The 22,639-nt window shown below is 65.5% G+C and carries 16 protein-coding genes and 2 pseudogenes; 7 read left to right on the top strand and 11 right to left on the bottom strand.

Going from position 1 to position 22,639, the window contains the following annotated elements; translation table 11 throughout:
* Window positions 1-226 precede the first annotated feature (226 nt).
* The 3 genes and pseudogenes from O1Q03_RS36535 to O1Q03_RS36525 all read right to left on the bottom strand — a co-directional run.
* A pseudogene (locus O1Q03_RS36535) lies at window positions 227-3,355 on the bottom strand (efflux RND transporter permease subunit); the annotation flags it as partial.
* Entirely contained in the window at window positions 3,352-4,476 is a 1,125-nt protein-coding gene (locus O1Q03_RS36530; protein WP_269510324.1) for an efflux RND transporter periplasmic adaptor subunit, read from the bottom strand. The pseudogene O1Q03_RS36535 and the gene O1Q03_RS36530, both read right to left, overlap by 4 nt.
* A gap of 82 nt (window positions 4,477-4,558) precedes the next feature.
* Window positions 4,559-5,176: a TetR/AcrR family transcriptional regulator gene (locus O1Q03_RS36525; RefSeq protein ID WP_269510321.1), complete on the bottom strand. Its 618-nt coding sequence runs from the start codon at window positions 5,174-5,176 to the stop codon at window positions 4,559-4,561.
* A gap of 77 nt (window positions 5,177-5,253) precedes the next feature.
* Between O1Q03_RS36525 and O1Q03_RS36520 the strand changes: the two genes are divergently transcribed.
* From O1Q03_RS36520 to O1Q03_RS36495, 7 genes and pseudogenes are all read left to right on the top strand, one after another.
* Complete coding sequence (locus tag O1Q03_RS36520) at window positions 5,254-6,714, top strand: efflux transporter outer membrane subunit (protein WP_269510317.1); 1,461 nt, start codon at window positions 5,254-5,256, stop codon at window positions 6,712-6,714.
* 90 nt (window positions 6,715-6,804) lie between these two features.
* Window positions 6,805-7,026 (top strand): annotated as a pseudogene (locus tag O1Q03_RS40340) (ATP-binding protein); the annotation flags it as partial.
* A gap of 200 nt (window positions 7,027-7,226) precedes the next feature.
* Window positions 7,227-8,126, top strand: a complete 900-nt coding sequence (locus O1Q03_RS36515) for a LysR substrate-binding domain-containing protein (protein ID WP_269510314.1) — start codon at window positions 7,227-7,229, stop codon at window positions 8,124-8,126.
* Window positions 8,127-8,286: 160 nt separating this feature from the next.
* Entirely contained in the window at window positions 8,287-9,036 is a 750-nt protein-coding gene (locus tag O1Q03_RS36510) for an SDR family NAD(P)-dependent oxidoreductase (RefSeq protein ID WP_269510311.1), read from the top strand.
* A 72-nt stretch (window positions 9,037-9,108) separates the two neighbouring features.
* Window positions 9,109-10,434 (top strand): MFS transporter, encoded by a 1,326-nt coding sequence (locus tag O1Q03_RS36505; RefSeq protein ID WP_269510308.1) that lies wholly within the window; start codon window positions 9,109-9,111, stop codon window positions 10,432-10,434.
* Window positions 10,435-10,474: 40 nt separating this feature from the next.
* Window positions 10,475-11,320: a transketolase gene (locus O1Q03_RS36500; RefSeq protein ID WP_269510305.1), complete on the top strand. Its 846-nt coding sequence runs from the start codon at window positions 10,475-10,477 to the stop codon at window positions 11,318-11,320.
* Entirely contained in the window at window positions 11,317-12,315 is a 999-nt protein-coding gene (locus O1Q03_RS36495) for a transketolase family protein (RefSeq protein WP_269510302.1), read from the top strand. Before O1Q03_RS36500 ends, O1Q03_RS36495 begins: the two co-directional genes overlap by 4 nt.
* 177 nt (window positions 12,316-12,492) lie before the next feature.
* Here the strand turns inward: O1Q03_RS36495 and O1Q03_RS36490 are convergent, their stop codons facing one another.
* The 8 genes from O1Q03_RS36490 to O1Q03_RS36455 form a co-directional block, all read right to left on the bottom strand.
* Window positions 12,493-13,596 carry a porin gene (locus tag O1Q03_RS36490; protein ID WP_269510345.1) on the bottom strand — a complete coding sequence of 368 codons (1,104 nt, stop codon included), beginning with the start codon at window positions 13,594-13,596 and terminating at the stop codon, window positions 12,493-12,495.
* Between the two features lie 333 nt (window positions 13,597-13,929).
* Window positions 13,930-14,961: a hypothetical protein gene (locus tag O1Q03_RS36485; RefSeq protein ID WP_269510299.1), complete on the bottom strand. Its 1,032-nt coding sequence runs from the start codon at window positions 14,959-14,961 to the stop codon at window positions 13,930-13,932.
* Window positions 14,962-15,023: 62 nt separating this feature from the next.
* Window positions 15,024-16,496, bottom strand: a complete 1,473-nt coding sequence (gene zwf / locus O1Q03_RS36480; protein ID WP_269510296.1) for a glucose-6-phosphate dehydrogenase — start codon at window positions 16,494-16,496, stop codon at window positions 15,024-15,026.
* Window positions 16,493-17,425, bottom strand: a complete 933-nt coding sequence (locus tag O1Q03_RS36475; RefSeq protein WP_269510293.1) for a carbohydrate kinase family protein — start codon at window positions 17,423-17,425, stop codon at window positions 16,493-16,495. Before O1Q03_RS36475 ends, zwf begins: the two co-directional genes overlap by 4 nt.
* Before the next feature lie 16 nt (window positions 17,426-17,441).
* Window positions 17,442-19,040, bottom strand: coding sequence for a glucose-6-phosphate isomerase (pgi, locus tag O1Q03_RS36470; RefSeq protein WP_269510290.1), 1,599 nt, complete (start codon window positions 19,038-19,040; stop codon window positions 17,442-17,444).
* 33 nt (window positions 19,041-19,073) lie between these two features.
* Window positions 19,074-20,015 (bottom strand): ABC transporter substrate-binding protein, encoded by a 942-nt coding sequence (locus O1Q03_RS36465; RefSeq protein ID WP_269510288.1) that lies wholly within the window; start codon window positions 20,013-20,015, stop codon window positions 19,074-19,076.
* Window positions 20,016-20,100: 85 nt separating this feature from the next.
* Window positions 20,101-21,138, bottom strand: a complete 1,038-nt coding sequence (locus tag O1Q03_RS36460) for an ABC transporter permease subunit (protein ID WP_269506728.1) — start codon at window positions 21,136-21,138, stop codon at window positions 20,101-20,103.
* Window positions 21,139-21,178: 40 nt separating this feature from the next.
* The coding region (locus tag O1Q03_RS36455) for a sugar ABC transporter ATP-binding protein (RefSeq protein ID WP_269506727.1) at window positions 21,179-22,639 on the bottom strand (1,461 nt) is incomplete at its 5' end.

Genomic DNA, 22,639 nt, shown 5'->3' with positions numbered 1-22,639 from the left:
ACGCGCAAGCGTGCCGCCGGTATTGCCGATTCCGATCATTCACGCGAGCCGGAACTTCTTGCGCAGGCTCGAATCAGCCGGGCCGGCCGGCGCGGCACCCGCGTTTGGCGAACTGCTCTGCGGCCGCGCGCCCGATGCCCGACGACACGCCGGTCACGACGACAACGGTAGGGTTCGACATGGCTGTTTCCTTCGAAAGGATGGATGGGGAAGGGTCAGTTGATGGGTCGAGCGCGGCCGCAAGCGTGGAGTCGGTCAGTGACGCCGGTTCGGGCTCGCCGTGATGCGAGCCGGCGGAATGGCCCGGCCGGATCCTGTACCAGATCGCGTACATCGCCGGCAGGAACACCAGCGTGAGGATCGTGCCCGCGAACGTGCCGCCGATCAGCGTGTACGCGAGCGTGCCCCAGAACACCGAATGCGTGAGCGGAATGAACGCGAGCACGGCAGCCATCGCGGTGAGGATCACCGGGCGCGCGCGCTGCACGGTCGCTTCGACGACCGCATGGAACGGATCCAGCCCCGCCTGTTCGTTCTGATGGATCTGCCCGATCAGGATCAGCGTGTTGCGCATCAGGATCCCCGACAACGCAATGAGCCCGACCAGCGCGTTGATGCCGAACGGCTGCCGGAACAGGATCAGCGTCGGTACCACGCCGATCAGCCCGAGCGGGCTCGTCATGAACACCATCACCATCGCCGAGATCGAGCGCACCTGGAAGATGATGATGACGAGCGTGATCGCGAGCATGATCGGGAACAGCGGCAGCATCGCCTTCGTCGCCTTGCCCGATTCCTCGATGGAACCGGCTTCCTCGATCCTGTAGCCGCTCGGCAATCGGGCCATGATCGGCTGAAGCTGCTTCGTGATCGCGGCCGATACGTCCGGCGGCTGCAAGCCGTCGGCGATGTCGCCGCGCACCGTGACCGTCGGCACGCGATCGCGCCAGCGCATGATCGGTTCCTCCATCCGCACGTCGACCTTGCCGACCTGCGACAGCGGAATGCGCTGCCCGTTCGCGCCGGCGAGCGTGAAGTCGTCGAGCCGCGCCGGGTCGAGCCGCGCATCGCCGCCCGAACGCGCGACGACCTGCACGGTACGAATATCCTCGCGCACCGCGGTGACGGGCACGCCGGTCAGCAGGAACTGCAGCTGCTGCGCGATCGCGCTGGACGTCAACCCGACCGCCTGCAGCCGATCCTGCTGCAACGTGAAGTGCAGCGTCGGCGCGCGCGTGCCCCAGTCGGCATTGACCGTGCGCATCATCGGGCTGCCGTTCATCACGCGCCCGACATCGGACGCGATACCGCGTAGCGTGTCGGAATCGGGGCCGGTGATCCGGTACGCGACCGGGAACGGCGAATACGGGCCGAACACGAGTTGCGTGACGCGCACGCGCGCTTCCGGCGCGAGGCCGTCGGCGACGGCGCGGCGCAGGCGCGCCTTCAACGCGTCGCGTTCGTCCTGGCTGTCGGTGCGCACCACGATCTTCGCGAACGACGGATCGGGCAGCTCCGGCCCCATCGCCAGGTAGAAGCGCGGCGCGCCCTGGCCGACGTACGCGGTGACGATCCGCGCTTCCTTCTGCTTCGCGAGCCACGCTTCGACCTTCGACGCGGCGGCGCTCGTTTGCGAAATCGATGTGCCGTACGGCATCTGCACCTCGACGAGGACCTCGGGGCGATCGGAGATCGGGAAGAACTGCTTCTTGACGACGGCCATGCCGAGAATGGCGAGTGCAAACAGGCCGACGACGGACCCCGCGACCAGCCACTTGCGCGCAATCACGCGCGTCAGCACCTGTCGGAAACGGTTGTAGCGGGGCGTGTCGTAGATCGCATCGTGGCCGCCTTCGATCTTCTTGAACTCGGGCAGCATCTTCACGCCGAGGTACGGCGTGAACACGACTGCCACGACCCACGATGCGATCAGCGCGATGCCGACGATCCAGAACATGTTGCTGGTGTACTCACCGGCCGTGGAGCGCGCGAAGCCGTTCGGCATGAAACCGACCGCGGTCACCAGCGTGCCGGCCAGCATTGGCGCGGCTGTATGGCTCCACGCGTAGGCTGACGCGGCTACCCGGCCATAGCCTTCCTCCATCTTCACGACCATCATTTCGATCGCGATGATCGCGTCGTCGACGAGCAGCCCGAGCGCGAGAATCAGCGAGCCGAGCGTGATGCGGTCGAAGTTCTTGCCGGTGGCGGCCATCACGACGAACACCACGGCCAGCGTCAGCGGCACGGCCGCGGCGACGACGAGCCCCACGCGCCAGCCCATGCTGACGAAGCTCACCAGCATGACGACGAGCAGTGCGGCGAAGAACTTGACCATGAACTCGTCGACGGCCGAGCTGATGTTCACGGATTGATCGGTGACCTTGGTCAGGCTCATGCCGAGCGGCAGCCCCGCATTGATCGCGCCGACTTCATGGTCCAGCGCGCGGCCGAGGTCGAGCCCGTTCCAGCCGTCGCGCATCACGATGCCGAGCAGCAGCGCGGGCTCGCCGTTGTTGCGGATCAAGAACGTCGACGGATCTTCGTAGCCGCGCTCGACGGTCGCGATGTCCGACAGCTTCAGCGTGCGGCCCTGCGAAACGATCGGCGTGTCGCGAATCTTCTGCAGCTTGTCGAATGCGCCGTCCACGCGAATGAAGATCTCCGGCCCGCGCGTCTCGACCGAGCCGGCCGCCGTCAGCACGTTCTGGCCGTTGAGCGCGGCGAACACGTCCTGCGGGCTCACGCCGAGCGTCGCGAGCCGCTCGTGCGACAGCTGCACGTAGATGCGCTCGGCCTGCTCGCCGATGATGTCGACCTTCTTCACGCCCGCCACGTGCAGCAGCCGCTGGCGCAACGCTTCCGCGTCGCGCACCAGCAGGCGCTGCGGTTCGCCCTTGGCCTTCAGCGCGAACAGCGCGAACGTGACGTCCGCGTATTCGTCGTTGACCATCGGGCCGATCACGCCGGCCGGCAGGTTGGCCGCCTCGTCGCCGATCTTTTTCCGTGCCTGATAGAACTGCTCCTGCACTTCCGACGGCGGCGTGCTGTCGAGCAGCGTCAGCGTCGTGATCGCGAGGCCCGGGCGCGTATACGTTTCGGTGCGGTCGTACCAGCGCAGCTCCTGCATGCGCTTTTCGATCTTTTCGGCAACCTGATCGTGCATTTCCTGCGCGGTGGCGCCCGGCCATGCAGTGACGATGGTCATCACCTTGATCGTGAACGCCGGGTCTTCCGCGCGGCCCAGCTTGAAGAACGACACGAGGCCAGCCAGCGAAATCAGGCAGATCAGGAAGAGGGTGATCGCGCGCTCGCGCACGGCGAGCGCGGACAGGTTGAAGCGGCGTTCGCTCACGGCCGTACTCCTTCGCTCGCGACCGTGGCGGCCGGCGCGGACACGCGGACCGCCTCGCCTTCGTGCAGCAACTGCGCGCCGAGTGCGACGACGCGCTCGCCTGGCTTGAGTGCGCCGTCGCCGGACACGCGCGCGCTGTCGTCGTCGAGATGCTCGATCTTGACCGGCCGCCACGTCACCTTGGCCGGTTCGCCGGCGACGACCCACACGCCGGGCCCTTTGCCTGCGTCCAGCAGCGCGCCGATCGGCACCTGCATGCCGCGTGGCGAAGCCGTGCGCGCGTCGTCCGGCAGGCGGATCGTGACGGTCGCGCCCAGCGGCGCGTCGGCCAGCGCGCCCTGCAGCACGTAGCGCGCTTCGAAAGTACGCGTTCTCGCGTCCGCGGTGTCGGAAAGCTGACGCAGCGTCGCGGGGACGCCGACGTCCGGCTTGCCGAACAGCCCGGCCTGCGCGACCGACCCGATCGCCGGACGCAGGGTTTCGGGCAGCTGGATCACGGCCTCGCGGCTACCCGCGTGCGCGAGCCGCACCACCGGCTGTCCCGCGCTGACGACCTGGCCGGGCTCCGCGAGCGTTTCCATCACCACGCCGTCGCCGTCCGCGACGAGTTGCGCATAGCCGGTCGCATTGCGCGCGACGTCGGCGTCGGCCTCGGCGGCGCTCAACTGCGCTTTCGCGGCGTCGGCCGCCGCCTTGATCTGGTCATAGGCCGACGCCGATATCGCGCCGGTGCCGCGCAGGTCGCGGTAACGGGCTTCGTCCTCGGCGGTCTGCCGCGCGCGGGCCCGTGCGGCGGCGACGGCTTCGTCGCGTGCGCGCGCCGCGAGCTTCAGGTCGACCGGATCGAGCCGCATCAGCGGCTGGCCGCGCCGGACGGTTTGCCCGGTATCGACGAGCCGCTCCAGCACCTTGCCTGATACCCGGAACCCGAGATCGCTCTGCACGCGCGCGGCGACGGTGCCGGTGAACGAGCGGGACGCGGGCACGGCCGCCTGCACGACGGCGGTACGCACGAGCGGCGCCTCCGTGCGCGGATCGGACGGCGCCTTTCCGCTGCAGGCGGCTAGCGCGAGAGGCAGTGTGGAAGCGACTGCGAAGAAAGCGAGGCGACGCCGAACCATGAAAGACCCACTGACGAAGTGATCGGGACTTTCATTGTGTATCTAGTGACCAATATAGTCAATGGTCACAAATGGTGAGGTATCACGGCGCGAGGCTTCGGAGGACGAGGCTGGATAGTTGGGCGGGCGCGGCGTCGGTCGTGTCGAGGTTGTACTGCAGCAGCAGCGGGTTCAGGTACGGGCGCATCACCAGATAGATCGCCGTCGCGGTCTCGTCCAGCGGCGTCTTGCGTTCGAACTCGCCGTTTTGCCGGCCTTCCTGGAGGACGTCCTGCAGCAGCTTCTGCACGCGTGCTTCGTAGGCCTGCACCGATTGCCAGTTTCCGGTGGCGGCCGATGCGGCGATGTCGTACAGCTTGCGGTCGCGGAAGAACAGCCGAAGGCTCGCTTCGGTAAAGACCTTGAACATCCGCCGCAGCTTTTCGGTCGGCAGCTCGGCCTCCGCGACGGCCGCGCGCACGTCCGTTTCGATCTCGCGCAGGCAGTTCGCGCAGATCATCTCGCCGATCGCCTGTTTCGACTCGAAGAACTTGTAGATATAAGCCTTGGAGAAGCCGATCGCCTTCGCGAGATCCGACACGGTCGTCTTTTCATAGCCGTACCGGCTGAAGTGTTCGGTGGCGGCGGCCACGATCTGATCCCGGACGTCGTGGTCGGCCGGGCCGCGCGCGGGGGCCGGGGATGAGGCGATTTTTTTCATGGGCTGCAGCTGACAGGAATGGACAACGAGTGACCATTTGGTATTATAGTCACTACCGGATTCTTGCGAAAACCCTCATGCTACCCAAACCCATCGTTGCCGCGGTGCTGGCCGCCACCTTGTCGGCGGGGTGTGCCGTCGGTCCCGACTATGTGCGGCCCGACGTGGCAATGCCGCAGCAGTTTCAGGGCCAGCGCGCAGTGGATCAGCGCCATGCGGCGGCCGACGCCGATCTCGCGACGTGGTGGACGGGCTTCGGCGATCCGCAACTGACGCGATACGTCTCGCTGGCGCTCGCGCAGAACCTCGATCTTGCGCAGGCCGCGGCGCGCGTTGCGCAAGCGCGCGCGGGGCTCGGTGCGGCGAATGCGGCGCTGCTGCCGTCGGGCAATGTGAGCGGCCAGGCGGCGCGCGTCTACCAGTCGGTCGAAACGCCGTTGGGGCGCGTGTTGAATTCAACACCCGGTTTCGACCGTCATGGCAACGACTACGAGGCCGATTTCAACGCGAGCTGGGAGCTGGACGTATTCGGCGGATTGCGCCGCGGCCGTGAAGCGGCGCTCGCCGACTATCAGGCATCCGAAGCAGCGGCGGTCGCGACGCGGCTCGCGGTCGCCGCGCAAACGGCGGATACCTACATCACGATTCGCGGGTTGCAGGGCCGGCTCGCCGTCGCGCGGCACCAGGTGCAAACCGAGCAGGATCTGCTGTCGACCATCAACCTGCTGTACGGCAAGGGCCTCGCGGCCGAGCTTCAGGTCAGACAGGCCGAAGGCGCGCTCGCGCAGGTTCGTGCGACGGTGCCGGTGCTCGAAGCGGCGCTGGACGCGGCGATGAATGCGCTCGACGTGATGCTCGGCGCGCAGCCTGGCACGCATCGCGCGGAATTGCTCGCCGGCGGCGACGTTCCGGTCGCGCCGCGGATCGCGGCGACGGGTACGCCCGGCGAACTGCTGCGGCGCCGGCCCGACCTGATCGTCGCCGAGCGGCGGGTAGCGGCATCGAACGCGCGCATCGGCGTGGCCATCGCCGAGTATTACCCGAAGTTCTCGTTGAGCGGGCTGATCGGCAGCGCGACCACGATGGGCGCGGGCAACCTGTTTGCCGGCAGCGCGAACCAGGCGGCGGGCGTGCTCGGCTTGCGCTGGCGTCTGTTCGACTTCGGCCGGATCAATGCGCAGATCGCACAGGCGAAAGGGCAGGATGCCGAAATGCTGGCCGCGTATCGGCTCGCGGCGCTGCACGCGACCGAGGACGTCGAAAACGCATTCTCGGCGCTCGTCAAACGCGACGAGCAGGCAGCCGTTCTCGCTGATGGCGTGAATTCGCTGGGCCGAGCGCGGGCGGCGTCATTCGCGGCGTACCAGAAAGGCGTCGTGAGCCTGATTGAAGTGCTGCAGGCCGACGAAAGCCTGCTGCGCGCATCGGACGAACGCGTGCAGGCGCAAACCGAATCGGCGCGCGCGGCAGTCGCTGCATTCAAGGCGCTCGGCGGCGGATGGCAACCTGCGGGAGCGGAGGTGGTCGCCAGCGAGTAGCAGGCGTATGCGCTGTCGACGTAATCGAGATCGATCGCCGTTATTCACACGATATCGTGCGGTGCGACCGAGGCGTCCATGCTCATCTAGATCGGTAACAGCGGGCCGGCTAGGGATCCGATGGCGCTTGATCGCATTTTCGATCCGCTCCAGCGCGGCGCAGATCAGCCAGGAAGGCAGTGTGAGGGTGACGGCTTGCGGCTCGGCCTGCTCATCGCCAGAGAAATCGCCAACGCGCATTCCAGTCGTATTGACGCGCGGTCCGGTCAGACGGAAACAGTCTTCGAGGTCCGCGTGCCAACAGGCGTATGAAGCGAGTTTTTCCGAACCGTGCCGGTCCGCCTTGGAAGGGGAGAGCTTTCCGGTTGGCACGTGGTCGGATACTGCTGCATCATCAGCGGGCGCCGTTACGTCGCTACGCTGGCTTCAGTGCTACCCTGCCGGCAATGGCCGTTGCGGCCAACAGGCGCCGCGGCATTCGCGGCGATCGGCTCACTTCAACGAATTCAACCATGCGCATTCCGCCGCTCAAGGCGATCATCGCTTTCGAAAGCGTCGCACGGACCAAAAGCGTCAATCGTGCGGCGGAGGAACTGGGCCTCACCGCGTCGGCCGTGAGCCACCAGCTCAGCAACCTCGAATCGCAAATCGGTCAGCCGCTGTTCCAGCGTTCGGGGCGCGGCCTCGTCCTGACGCCCACCGGGGAGCGCTATCTCGCGGACGTCACCGGGTCGCTGGCCGATTTGAGCCGCGCGACCGAGCGCGCGTCGAGCCGCACCGAAGTCGATATCCTCCGTGTGCATTCGAGCCCGAGCTTCGGGCTGATGTGGCTGCTGCCGCGGCTGTCGTCGTTCCAGGAGGCGAACGGCGATATCCAGCTGAACCTCGCCTGCTCTTATGAAAACGTGTCGTTCTCGAACGGCTTCTACGATATCGATGTCCGCCATGGCTACGGCAACTGGGACAACCTCGAGGTGAAGACCGTGCGCGGCGAATTCATTGCACCGCTCGCGTCGCCGCACTACCTCGAACGGCATCCCGTGAAGGCGCCGGAAGATCTGCTCGCGCATCGGCTGATCTACTCCGAAACGCCGCTGGTGCAGTGGAAGCAATGGTTCGGTCGCGCCGGCGTACCGCTTGCCGCGCAGAAGACCTTCGACTTTTCGTTCGACCGCTCGTACATGTCGCTCGAAACCGCCGCGCTGGGCCTCGGCATCGCGCTCGAAAGCCTGATGCTCGCGTCGGTAAAGATCCGCGAAGGGTTGCTGGTGCCGGTGTTCGACCACAGTCATGCGGTGGAAGTGGGTGCGCATCACCTCGTGTACCCACGGCAGAACGCGGAATTGCCGCGCGTGAAGCGCTTCCTCGCGTGGATCGAGCGGGAGGTCGCGGCGGCCGGCGGAGCGAACTGAGCGCCGGACGTCCGGCCCGCACGCAATATTGCGCTGCAGCAGGCCGCAGCGGCCTGCCGCGTCATCTGAAATTTTCTCAACTATGGCTGAGCGTTTCCGCGTTGATGCGGGTGTCCGGCGGGCGGACACTTTGCACACACATCAACACAGGAGACGAACGATGTTGCTCGACCACAAGACCATCATCGTGACCGGTGCCGCGTCGCCGCGGGGCATCGGCAAGGCCACGGCCCGCGCACTGGCCGCCCACGGCGCGCGCATTGCGATCCTCGACCTGCGCCGGGAAGACGCGGAGGCCGCCGCCGCCGACCTCGGCCCGGGCCACCTCGGCCTGGCCTGCGACGTGACCGACCGCGACGCGTGCGTGGCTGCGGCCCGTGCGACGCTGGAGCGGTTCGGCCGCGTCGACGGCCTCGTGAACAACGCCGGCATCACGCAACCGGTACGTACGCTCGATATTGCCGCGCGCGACTTCGATGCGATCGTCGACGTGAACCTGCGCGGCACGCTGTACATGTCGCAAGCGGTGCTGCCGGCCATGAAGGAACAGCGCGGCGGCAGCATCGTCTGCATGTCGTCGGTATCCGCGCAGCGCGGCGGAGGCATCTTCGGCGGCCCGCACTACAGCGCCGCGAAGGCCGGCGTGCTCGGCCTCGCGAAGGCGATGGCGCGCGAATTCGGTGCCGACCATATCCGCATCAATTCGATCACGCCGGGGCTGATCCAGACCGACATCACCGGCGACAAGCTGACGCCCGCGATGCGCGAGGAGATCATCAAGGGCATTCCGCTCGGCCGGCTCGGCGATGCCGACGACGTCGCCAATGCGTGCCTGTTCCTGCTGAGCGACCTGTCGAGCTATCTGACGGGGATCACGCTCGACGTCAATGGCGGGATGCTGATTCATTGAGAACGGCGCCGCCGAACGCGGCGCCGCCCATCATGCACCCGGGACAACCCGGGGCCATGGCAGGAGACAAACATGAGAGCAAAGTACCCCGCATCGTCGGTTCAGGCCGAGATGCTGCAACGGGACGATGCGCAGACGTTCGAAGCGGCGACTTATGCGAAGGTCGCGCGCCGACTGATCCCGTTCCTGATGTTGTGCTATCTCGGCGCGTATCTCGACCGCGTCAACGTCGGATTCGCGAAGCTGCAGATGCTGAACGACCTGCGTTTCAGCGAAACGGTGTACGGGATGGGCGCGGGCATCTTCTTTCTCGGCTACTTTCTGTTCGAAGTGCCAAGCAACCTGATCCTGCATCGTGTCGGTGCGCGCCGCTGGCTCGCGCGCATCATGCTGACGTGGGCCGTGATTTCCGCGAGCTTCGTGTTCGTGAAGTCGCCCACCGCGTTCTACGTGCTGCGCTTTCTGCTCGGCGTCGCCGAAGCAGGCTTTGCGCCGGGCGTGATCCTGTACCTCACGTACTGGTTCCCGGCGGCGCGGCGCGCGAAGGCATTGTCGCTGTTCTTCATGGCGATTCCGCTCGCCGGAATCATCGGCGGGCCGCTGTCGGGCGCGATCATGCACTCGCTGCACGGCGCGATGTCGCTGGCGGGCTGGAAGTGGCTGTTCCTGCTCGAAGCGCTGCCTTCGCTCGTGCTGGGTGTCGCGATCCTGCTGTATCTCGACGACGGCATCGGCGGCGCGAAATGGCTGACCGATGCAGAAAAAGCCTTGCTGACGCGCAACGTATCGGCTGATGCGGAGCACACCACCGCGCACCTGTCGATTCGTGCGTTCGCCGCCGACCGTCGCCTGTGGCTGATGGCGGCGATCTACTTCTGCGTCGTGCTCGGGCAGTACGGCCTGACGTTCTGGCTGCCCACGATCATTCGCAAGGCCGGTGTCGCCGATCCGCTGTGGGTGGGACTGTTCACTGCGATTCCGTATGCATGCGCGATCGTCGCGTTGCCGCTGATCGGCATGAGCGCGGATCGCCGTCGCGAGCGCCGCTTTCATCTCGCGGTGCCGATGCTCGTCGCGGCGGCCGGCTTCGCGACGTTGCCGATGCTCGGCAGCGTCGGCGCGTCGATCGTGTGCCTGAGCATCGCGTCGGCCGGCATCCTCGCATCTTCGTCGCAGTTCTGGTCGTTGCCGACGGCGCTGCTGGGTGGAATGTCGGCGGCAGCGGGAATCGCCGCGGTCAACTGCTTCGCGAATCTGGCGGGCTTCTTCTCGCCGGCGATCGTCGGCTGGCTGAACGACCTGACCGGCAAGTCCACCGCGGGATTGCTCTTCATCTCCGTCGCGATCACGGTCGGCGCACTGCTGGTGTTCTTCGTGCCCCGATCGGTCAATCGCTGATTCGACCTGCATGCCTTCCGATCCAATACTGGAGTTATCGATGGATACCGAAACCGTCCATGAAGCGGTCACGCTCGCCGAGCGCGCGTACCGCATCCGCAGAAACGCCGTGCTGATGGGCGAAGTCCAGGGCCAGGGCTATGTCGGCCAGGCGCTCGACATCGCCGACGTGCTGGCCGTCGCGTACTTCGGCGCGATGCGCTATCGCCCCGACGATCCCGAGTGGGAAGGGCGCGACCGCTTCCTGCTGTCGAACGGCCACTATGCGATCGCGCTGTACGCGGCGCTGTTCGAAGCCGGCATCCTGCCGGCCGAGGAACTCGAAACATACGGCAGCGACGACAGCCGTTTGCCGATGTCCGGGATGGCGAGTTATACGCCCGGGATGGAGATGTCCGGCGGCTCGCTCGGGCAGGGGCTGACGATCGCGGTCGGCCGCTGTCTCGGTCTCAAGCGCAACGGCTCGGATGCATTCGTCTATACGCTGTTCTCGGACGGCGAACTCGACGAAGGCGCGATCTGGGAAGGGCTGATGTCGGCCGCGCACTGGAAGCTCGACAACCTGATCGCGATCGTCGACGTGAACAACCAGCAGGCCGACGGTCCGTCGACGCAGGTGATGGCGTTCGAGCCGCTGGTCGACAAGCTCGAAGCGTTCGGGTGGTACACGCAGCGCGTGAACGGCAACGACATCGATGCGGTGAAGCGCGCGTTCGACAATGCGCGCCGGCACGACAAGCCGCAACCGCGCATCATCGTCTGCGATACGAAGATGGGGTGCGGCGTACCGTTCCTCGAAGCACGCGAAAAGAGCCATTTCATTCGCGTCGATGCGCACGAGTGGAAGCTCGCGCTCGATGCACTCGAAGCAGGGAGACACGCATGAGCACCGTCGACAACAAGCCGCGCCTGAAGACTTCCGCGATGATCGCGTCCATCGCGGCCGAAGGGCAGGCGACGCGCGCCGCGCCGTTCGGCCATGCGCTCGCGCAGCTCGCGCGCACGAACGGCAACGTGATCGGCATGACGGCCGATCTTGGCAAGTACACCGACCTGCACATCTTCGCGAAGGAATTTCCTGAGCGCTACTACCAGATGGGCATGGCCGAGCAGTTGCTGATGGGGGCCGCCGCCGGGTTCGCGCACGAAGGCGCACAGCCGTTCGTCACGACCTACGCGGTATTCGCCACGCGGCGCGCATATGACTTCATTCACCAGGCGATCGCCGAGGACAATCTCGATGTGAAGCTGGTGTGTGCGTTGCCGGGCCTCACGACCGGCTACGGGCCGAGCCATCAGGCGGCCGAGGATCTGGCGCTGATGCGCGCGATGCCGAACATGACCGTGATCGATCCGTGCGACGCGCTGGACATCGAGCAGATGGTCCCGGCGATTGCCGCGCACAAGGGGCCCGTGTATGCACGCCTGCTGCGTGGAAACGTGCCGGCCGTGCTCGATGAATACGATTACCGCTTCGAACTCGGCAAGGCGAAGCTGCTGCGCGACGGCAACGATGTGCTGCTGATCTCGTCCGGGATCATGACGATGCGTTCGCTGGAGGTCGCGAAGGCACTTGAAGCAGACCGCATCGATGTGGCGGTGCTCCACGTGCCGACGATCAAGCCGCTCGATACGGCGACCATCGTTCGCGAGGCGGCGCGCAGCGGACGCATGGTGATCGTCGCCGAAAATCATACGGTGATCGGCGGGCTTGGCGAAGCAGTCGCGACTGCGTTGCTCGGGGCCGGCGTCGCCGTTCCGTTCCGGCAGATCGCGCTGCCGGATGCGTATCTCGCCGCGGGCGCGTTGCCGACGCTGCACGATCGTTACGGGATCTCGGGCAACGCAATGCAACTGAGCATCAAGTCCTGGTTGGGGTGATGGCGGGAAATCCGGAATTGCCGGGGCAACCGTATGCATCGCGGCGACGATCATTCGGCCACTTCGCAATATCGTCGGATGCCGGAGACGACGGTGCGACACATCGGTCAGATGTCGCACCGTCTACCCGACTCGGGGCGGAGTAATAAGCGGGGAATCCCTTACGCCTGACTGCGCTTAGAACAGGTGCTGAATGCCCGCGTAGACACCGGTCTGGCTGTGCCCCGGCGTCGGATTGTCGTTGTAGCCGCCGCCGGCAATCGGGCCACCGGCGCCGGCAGCGTTCGACTCAAGACCGAAGTTTGCATTTTTGCTGTTGCGAACCGTGGCAATTTGCATGTCGAAGAGCGTGCGCTTCGAGATGTTGTATGTGCCGCCGACCGTATAGATGTTGGCGTTGCCGCCGCCATGATTGGCATTGACGTGATAGACCGCCCCGGTCAGCGCTGCGGCCGGCGTAGCCTGCCATGTGACGCCGCCCCAGACTTGCTGCGTCGACGTAATGCCGTTGTTGGCGGCTGGCGCGCCGTTCGCGTGAGAGGTTTGATACGCGGCCTGCAGCTTGAACTGACCGAGGAATACGTTCACGCCGGCGAAGTACTCGCGAGAGTAGTTGAATACGTCCGAGAACCTGCCGTTGACGTCGCGCGCCTCGTCATAGATACCGCGAACCTGGAAGTACGCGTTTGTGTAGGTGAGCTGCAGGCCGTCGGCACGACCTTGCGCGGTTGTGCCGTTACCATTCCAGCTCGTTGCGTTCGACAGCGAATACTGGCCGTACACGTCGAAACCGTAGAAGCTCGGCGACTGGTACGAAATGTTGTTGCTGGTCTTGTTCCAGTTGCGGCCGCGCACGAGCGATCCGGACGACCACGAAGTCTGGCCGAGCGGATCGAAGTCCCACAACCCGTTCGAGATCGAGAGTTCGCGGCCGAGCAGCAGGGTGCCGAAAACGTCATTGGAAATACCGACCGTTGCCCAGCGATCCCAGATCGCACCGGCGCCGCCGAGACCACCGTTCATCGCATTGAACGAGCCTTCGAGGTGGAAGACAGCCTTGTTCCCGCCGCCGATATCCTCGGAACCTTTCAGGCCCCACAGGCTGGTGCCCCAGTCGCCGCTTTCGGCACGCCAGCGGCTGGTCGTGCCGCCGTTGCCGTTGGAAATGCCGCTCAGGTACTCGATGCCCGCGTCGAGGCGGCCGTAGAGCGTGACACTGCTTTGTGCGTGGGCAACGATACCGGCAGACATCAACGTGGCGGTGAGTATTGCTTTTTTCATAATTGTCTCCAAACCTGTCAGAAAGAAAAACGTGTTACCGCGGTACAACACATCCGGTATCTACTGGCTCCGGATAAATTGAGGAAAACGAAACGATATGACGAGAAAGGCCGAATAAATTCCAAACGGCAACGTGAAGCGGCCTCCGTTGGCGTAATTTCAAGTCGCGTAAGCCGGGCGACGCGTGCTGGGTTGGTATTGGTTAACTACAGGTTGATAACGTAGTACAACTATTCATATATGAAATGCCGAGAGATCGAATCATCACGAAACCAGTGCTTGGCCCAGAGTCATTTTCCGAGGATGGATACCAGCCCGATACACGACAAAATGCTAAGGCGCGGCGAGCACCTCGAATCGGTAGGCGATTTCGGTTGGTGTGTCCGGGTTCAACGCGAGAGCCGTCGTGACGCCTCGCGAATTGATCGGATTGGGCGCGAGCGACGCCGCTCGGCCAAGCTCGAATGCACTTGCAACGGGCTCGATGCCCACGCAGAGGTTACGGCCGTTCCACGGCGCGTACGCACGCCCGCGATTGCTGATCCACAACAGCAATGACGGCAGCGCGTCGGCATCCCATGTCAGCTTGTAGCGGGTACCGGCGGCGGCATCGGTCATCGTGACTGAACCGTCGATGCCGCAGAGCTGCAGAATTTCTTCGGTCGGCTGTGCGAGCGGTAGCCGGTCAAATGCGCCGAAACCGCCCTCTGCAAGCGGTACGCGCTCGAGCGTTTCGAAAGTCGCGCCTGCCAGCGCGGTCGATACGCGTGGTTCCGGCCCGGCCGGATGCACGATGCCGAAACGGTACGGACCAGGCTCGATGCGAAATGCGCCGGTGAGCGTCGGCAGCGCGAGATTCGGATGGAGACCGATAGGGGATCGCGTCGACTTGCGCGCTTCGATACGGAGCATGATGTCGAAAGCGGCGCGATTCGGATCGGCACGCACGATGCGGGTCAGTCGAGCGATGGACGATGTCTCGGGGTACGCGATTTCAATTTCGATCTGGTGTTCGGTTTGTCGGACCAGCGACCACGGGCCGGTACACCCGTAACCATGCTGCAGATCGTCGATCGAATCGAGCGCCGGGTTATCGGCGACGATCGGCGTCGCAGCCGCTTTCCGCCAGGCTTGCGGCAGTTGGTCCGGTGAGATTGGAACACCGAATGGCACGCACGGGAATTCGCTGCGCATGACGCCCAGTAGCCCGGAAGGTTGCGGCTCGGCTTGGCCGAGCCACGGCGCTTCGTAAAACGGACGGATCGTGCGGCCGTCTTGCTGAAACGCAACGCCGCCGAGCATGCCGCCTGCTGCATGGAGATCGAACGCGCCATGCGCCCATTTGAGGTGCCAGACTGTATCCATTGCTTCGTCAGGTGTAGTCGGATAGGACGTTTCGTCGATTGGAAGACGCATGCTCGAGCGAATCAGTTCTCTTCCTCGCTCCAGCATGTGCCGTGTCTCGCCAGCAACGCGCTGGCCTGCGCCGGCCCCCAGTTTCCGGCCGAATACGGCCTTGGCGTCGACTGCAAGTCGAGAATCGGCGCGACCCAGCGCCATGCGGCCTCCTGCTCGTCGCGACGCACGAACAGCGCAAGCCGGCCGGCAATCACGTCGAGCAGCAGGCGCTGATACGCTTCCATCCGGTCTTGCTGAAAGAAGCGATCGAACGCGAGGTCGAGGTAGACGCCTTGCAGGGTCATGCCGAGCCCCGGCTGCTTCGCGAGCGTGCTCAGGCGAATCGATTCGTCGGGTTGCAGCCGGATCGTCAACCGGTTCGGCCCTGCCCACAGCGCCGTGGGTCCGAGCGTCGAATGCGGTGGACGCTTGAACGTGACGACGATCTCGGCAACCCGTTGCGCCAGTCGCTTGCCGGTGCGAAGGAAGAACGGCACGCCGGCCCAGCGCCAGTTTTCGACCTCGGCCTTCAGCGCGACGAAGGTTTCCGTCGTGCTGTCAGCGCGGATCCCGGATTCGTCGAGGTAAGCCGGCACCGACTGCCCGCGAATCGCCCCCGCGCGATACTGGCCGCGCACGACGTCCCGATGCAACGCTTCCTGGGTGAGCGGTTTGAGCGCGCGCAGCACGCGCAGCTTCTCGTCGCGGACCGCATCGGCCTCCATCGACTGAGGCGGATCCATCGCGACGATGGCGAGCAGCTGAAGCAGATGGTTCTGCACCATGTCGCGCAGCGCTCCCGTGCGGTCGTAAAATCCGCCGCGCCCGCCGACGCCGAGTTCCTCCGCAACCGTGATCTGAATGTTGTCGATCCATTCGCGACGCCACAAAGGCTCGAACATCACGTTGCCGAACCGCAGCGCGAACAGGTTCTGCACGGCTTCCTTGCCGAGATAGTGATCGATTCGGTAGATCTGCTCTTCCGAAAAAATCCGGCCGACCGCATCGTTGATCTCCGTCGACGACGCGAGATCGTAGCCCAGCGGTTTTTCGAGCACGATGCGCGATGTCGGCGGGGTGAGCCCGGCCTGCGCGAGCGCGCGGCAAATCGGCACGAACAGCGAAGGCCCTGTCGCCAGGTAGAAGATCTGGCGTGACGATGCCGGCGACAGCACGTCGGCCAGGCGCGAGAAGGTGCCGCTCTGGCTCGCGTCGAGTGCCACGTACGAGAGGCGAGCGCAGAAGCCGCGCCATGCGTTTTCGTCGAAGCGGGTCTGCGGCAGGTGCGGCCGCACCGACGCGTCGACCCAGTCGAGGTAGCCGGCGGTATCGAACTCGTTCTGCGCAACCGCGACGATGCGTCCTTCAGGTGCGAGCAGGCCGTCGCGATGCGCGGAGTAGAGCGCCGGCAGGATCTTGCGCATGGCGAGATCGCCGGTGCCGCCGAACAGTACGAATTCGAACGGCGCCGCGGTGTCGGAAGAGGAAGGGCGCGCACTCATTGGGCTTCGCTCGCGGGTACGTTGGCAGATTCGATCAGCGCGTGTACTTCGGCCGCCGTCGGAGCATAGGCGCCGGCGCGCGAGGCCACGAGCGCCGCACAGGCGGCGGCGAATCGAAGATGGTCGGCCGGGGCGGCTTCCGGGCGCGTCAGCAGGCTCGCCATCCAGCTGCCGACGCACGCGTCGCCGCAGCCCACAGTGTCGGCGACCTCGACCTTGAATCCAGGTTGCACCACCGTTTCATTTCCGGCGAAGAGCTCCATGCCGGCTGCGCCTCGCGTGACGAGCACCGCCGCCTGCGGCGCCCATGTGCGGATTTGCGCGAGCGCGGCTACCTCGTCGAATTCGGGGAACAGGCCGACGAGATCCTCGTCGGACACCTTGATGTAGTCCGAAATACCGATCATCGTGCGCAGGGTGTCGCGGTACGCTGGATCGGCCATCGGCGCGCGAAAGTTGGGATCGAACGAAATCCGCTTGCCCGCGGCACGCACCGCAAGCGCAATGTCGATCAAGCGCGAAGCGAGGGGTTCGCGCGCGAGGCCGAGACAGCCGAAATGAACGATCTCGACGGTGTCGAGCCAGTCGGCAGGCAGGGCAGCCGGGTCGAACGCGAGATCGGCGCTGTTCTCGCCGATGAAGAAATACTTCGGCGGCCGAGTCGCTACGACCATCGCAAGAAGCGGCGGGCGGTCGACCTGCTGCGTGAAGCGCATGTCGAGGCCGGCTTCGGCGCTTTTTTGCATGATCTCGTCGCCGAAGATATCGGTGCTCACGGCACCGGCAAAGCCGGTCGGTGCGCCGAGGCGCGCGCCGACGCGTGCGACGTTCCAGCATGCGCCGCCGGCAACGCTGCGCCAGCGGTTCGTGTCGTCTCGAATGAAATCGGTCAGGGCTTCGCCGAAGATGACCAGTCGCGGTAACTTCATCGTGGGATCCGTGATGTCAGGCGGTAGCGGGACGCTGCGTCTTGAAGCGGTTGATCAGTTGGTTCGTCGAGCCGTCGTGCGAGTGAACGCGGCCCGGGGCAAGCAACTCGTCTTCGATTGCAACCGCGAGCTTCTTGCCGAGTTCGACGCCCCATTGGTCGAACGAGTTGATCCGCCATACCACGCCTTGCACGAACACCTTGTGTTCGTACAGTGCGATCAGCGCGCCGAGGGACGCCGGATCGAGCGTGTCCACGCAGATGGTGTTCGTTGGCCGGTTGCCCTCGAAATTGCGGTGCGGTTCGCGCGTCGAATGCGATCCGTTCATCAATGCCTCGGACTGCGCGAAACAGTTTGCGACGAGGACGGCATGGTGATCGTCGAACCCATGATGCGGCCGCATGCATACGATGAAGTCGGTGGGGATGATCGCCGTACCCTGGTGCAGCAGCTGAAAGAACGCGTGTTGTCCGTTCGTACCTGGCTCGCCCCAGATCACCGGACCGGTTGCGTAATCGACGCGCTCGCCGCCGAGCGTCACCGATTTGCCGTTGCTTTCCATGTCGAGCTGCTGCAGATACGCGGGCAACCGGTGCAGATAGTTGTCGTATGGTGCGATCAGTTGGCTCGTCGTACCGAGGAAATTCTGATGCCAGATACCGATCATCGCGAGCAGCACGGGCAGGTTGCGAGCAAGCGGTGCTTGCGCGAAGTGACGGTCCATCGCGTGCGCGCCGTCGAGCAGCTGCTCGAACGCGTCCATGCCGGCCATGATCGCAATCGGCAGCCCGATGGCGGACCACAGCGAGTAACGTCCACCCACCCAGTCCCAGAACTCGAACATGTTGTTCGGATCGATGCCGAATTCCGCAACGGCAGCGGCATTCGTCGACACGGCGACGAAGTGCTTCGCGATCGCCGCGTCCGGCGCACCGGTTTCGAGCAGCCACGCACGCGCGGTGCGGGCGTTCATGAGCGTCTCGCGGGTCGTGAAGGTTTTCGACGAGACGATGAACAGCGTCGTTTCCCGGTTCACCCGCTTGAGCACTTCGGCGATGTCAGCGGCGTCCACGTTCGACACGAAATGCATCGTCAACCGGTCGTGCGCGTACGGCTTGAGCGCCTCGCACACCATCTTCGGGCCCAAGTCCGAGCCGCCGATGCCGATGTTGACGATGTCGGTGATCCGCATGCCCGTGTGGCCACGCCATTCACCAGCACGAACGGCATCGGCGAAGCGCCGCATCCGGGCGAGCACGTCGCTGACCTGCCGCGACACGTCGACGCCGTCGACGATACGCGGTGCACCGGACCGGTCGCGCAACGCGACGTGCAGCACGGAGCGATTCTCGGTGCGATTGATTGTTTCGCCGGCGAACATTGCGTCGCGATGCACGTCGACACCTGCGTCTTGTGCGAGCGCGACGAGCAGGGCGATCGTTTCGTCGTCGACGGGGTTCTTCGAGTAGTCGACGAAAAGCCCGGCCGCTTCGACGCTGAAGCGCGATGCCCGCTCCGAGTCGCTGTCGAATCGGGCGCGGATCGGGATGCCGGATACGGCGTCGCGATGGCTGGCGAGTGCGCGCCACGCGCGCGTTTGGGTCAATGATGTCATGGTTGCGTCAGGCCTGGGATGCGTTGGGAGGGGTCAGTGCGAGCTCCAGCCTTTGTATGCCTTCGCGTTGTCACGCGTGACGAGCGTCGGCTCGATCAGGATCATCGGATTGGCCGGCTTCTGGCCATTCATGATCCCGTAGCCGACATTCACGGCCTGCTGCGCCATCGCCCACGGATCCTGGCTCGCCGACGCCTGCACGAGCGTGTTCGACTTCAGCGCGGCCTCGATGTCGGGCGCGCCGTCGACCGACGTGATCACGACGTTCGCGCGGTTCAGCTGCTTCGCCGCCAGATCGCTGCCGATCGCCTGCGGATCGTTGATCGTGAACACGCCGTCGAGCTTCGGAAAGCGCGTCAGGTAGCCCTGCATCGCGTTCATCCCCCCTTCGCGCGAGCCCTTGCCGTCCTGGTCGCTCGACAGCAGCTTGATGCCGGGATTCTTCGCGAGCACGGCCTTGCAGCCGTTCACGCGGTCGATCACGGCCGACACCTGCGGGCCGTTCTCGATGATCACGTTGCCCTTGCCGTTGAGCTTCTTCGCGAGGTAGTCGCACGACAGTTCGCCGGCCTTCACGTTGTTGGTCTGCACGGTCGCGTTCGCGCCGGCGGCCGCGACGTCCACGGCGACGACCGTGATGCCGGCCGCCTGCGCCTTCTTCACCGCCGGCTCGATCGCCTTCGGGTCGGTCGCGTTCAGCAGGATCATGTCGACGTGCGCGGAGATGAAGTTGTCGATCTGCGTGAACTGCTTGTTCAGGTCGTAGTCGGCCGACACCGCGGTGACCTTCGCGTTCGGGTTGAGCTGCTTTGCGCGTGCTTCGGCGCCTTTCACGATCGTGACGAAGTACGGATTGCCGAGCGAACCGACCGTGACGCCGATCGATTTCAGCGGCTTGTCGGCGGCATGGACGGCGGCAGTACCGAATGCGAGTGCGCAGGCGACGGCGGTCAGGGCGGCTTTGTGCTTGAACATGTCGTTGTGTCTCCGAATGATTCTTTGGCGAACGGGCGCGGGAGGATCGGCCTGCGCCCCGGGGTTGAGTGGTGAGGAAGCGATGTCAGGTGCGGGCGGAGTCGCGCTGGCGATAGCGGTCGAGCGCGACCGCGCCGATGATCACGAGGCCCTTGATGATGTATTGCCAGATATCGGATACGCCGAGCAGCACCAGGCCGTTGGTCAGCACCGCGATGATCAGCGCGCCGATCAGCGTGCCGACGATCGAGCCGACGCCGCCGACGAAGCTCGTGCCGCCGAGGATCACCGCGGCGATCGCGTCGAGTTCGTACGACTGGCCGAGCTGCAGCCCGTTGGCCGCATAGAGGCGTGCGGCCGACATCACCGCGCCGAGGCCGGCGAGCAGGCCCGACGCCGCATACACGAACAGCTGGATCGCGCGCACGTTGATGCCCGACAGCCGTGCGGCTTCCGGATTACCGCCGACCGAATAGATCCGCATCCCGAGCACCGTGCGGCGCAGGATGAACCACGACAGCGCGATCACCGCCCCGGCGATGACGACGAGCCACGGCACGCCGAGGATCGTGCCGTTGCCGATGAACGCGAACGGCAGTTGCGGATTGAAGATGGTCGTGTCGTTGCCGATCAGGCGGGCGACGCCGCGCACGGCCGTCATCGCGCCGAGCGTGACGATGAACGGCGGCAGGCGCAGGAACGAGATCAGGCCGCCGTTGATCGCGCCGAACACGAGGCCGACGACGAGCGCGAACGGTACGCCGAGCCAGCCCCAGCCGGGGATGGTCGACGCGAGCAGCGCGGCGACGGCCGATGCGGCGAGCACCGAGCCGACCGACAGGTCGATGCCGCCCGTCAGGATCACGAAGGTCATGCCGGCGGCGAGCACGATGTTGATCGATGCCTGCTGCGTGACGATCGACAGGTTCTGCAGCGTGAAGAAGCCGTCGGTCATGAAGCCGAAGCCGATGCACAGGACCAGCAGCACCGGCAGCATGCCGGCGGTGCGCATCAGCGACTGCATGCGTGCGCGGTGATCGGCGCCGCGCATCAGCGGCGTACGGTTGGCGACCGGATGGGCCGTCGCGGAAGCGAGGTTCCGCTGCTTGGTCGGGTTGATCATTTCGATACCTTGAATGAAGAGGGAAATGAAGGGGCCGTGGTCAGTGCGCGTCGGCGAGTTCGGCCTGCGAGCCGGTGGCGAGCGCGATGATCGCTTCCTGCGTGATGGGGGTATGCGTGTGGCCGCCGAGTTCGCCGGCGATTTCGCCTTCGCGCATCACGAGCACGCGATCGGCGACGCCGATGATTTCCGGCAGCTCGCTCGAGATCACGATCACGCCGACACCCGCGCGCGCCAGTTCGTTGATGATCCGGTAGATCTCGGATTTCGCGCCGATGTCGACGCCGCGCGTCGGTTCGTCGAGGATCAGCACGCGCGGCTTCGTCTCGAGCAGGCGCGACAGCAGCACTTTCTGCTGGTTGCCGCCCGACAGCGCGCCGACGTTCACGTTCGCGTTCGGCACGCGGATCGACAGCGACGCGATCGCATCGCGCGCACGCGCCGCGCCGCGCGGCAGATCGAGTGCGCCCAGGCGTGCATCGCGGTTGCACACGGAGATGTTGATGTTGTCGCGCACGCTCATGTCGAGGAACAGGCCCTGGCGCTTGCGGTCTTCGGTCAGGTAGACGAGGCCCGCGTCGATCGCGTCGCGCGGCGAATGCGCGCCGAACGTGCGATCGCCGAGCTTCACGTCGCCGCGCGTGCGCGGCTCCGCGCCGAAGATCAGCCGTGCGAGCTCGGTGCGGCCCGCGCCGACGAGCCCCGCGATGCCGAGCACTTCGCCGGCATGCAGATCGAGGCTGCAACCGCGCACGCGCTCGCCGTCGGCGATGTCGCGCACCGACAGCAGCAGGTGGCCGGGGTCGTACGGCGCATGTTCCTTCTTGTAGAAACCGGAGATGTCGCGGCCCACCATCATCGCGACGAGCCGCTCGGCCGACAGCGATGCGCGCTCGAGCGTGCCGACGTATGAACCGTCGCGCAGCACCGACACGCGATCGGACAGTTCGTAGATCTCCGCCATCCGATGGCTGATGTAGATGATCGCGAGGCCTTCCTCGCGCAACTGGCGGATCAGGCCGAACAGATGCTCGGTTTCACGCGACGACAGCGGCGTCGTCGGCTCGTCCATCACGAGGATGCGTGCACGGGTGTGCACGGCGCGCGCGATTTCGACGAGTTGCTGTTCGGCGATCGACAGCGTGCCGACGAGCGTGTCGGGGCCGAACGGGGCGCCGAGGCGCGCGAGCACGTCCTGGCAGCCGCGCGCCATTGCCGCGCGATCGATGGTGCCCCAGCGCCGGTTGCCGCGGCGCAGTTCACGGCCGACGTAGATGTTTTCCGCGACGGTCAGGTTCGGCGCGAGGCACAGTTCCTGGTAGATCACCGCGACGCCGGCATCGCGCGCGGCGAGCGGGCCGTCGATGTCGATGCGCTCGCCGTCGATCAGGATCTCGCCGCCGGCGTCGGCGCGGTATGCGCCGGACAGGATCTTCATCAGCGTCGATTTGCCGGCGCCGTTCTCGCCCATCAGCGAGTGGATCTCGCCCGGGTAGACGGT

This window comes from Burkholderia sp. IMCC1007 (genome assembly GCF_027257875.1).
Classification (GTDB): domain Bacteria; phylum Pseudomonadota; class Gammaproteobacteria; order Burkholderiales; family Burkholderiaceae; genus Burkholderia.
This window is presented reverse-complemented; position numbering and strand designations above follow the sequence as displayed.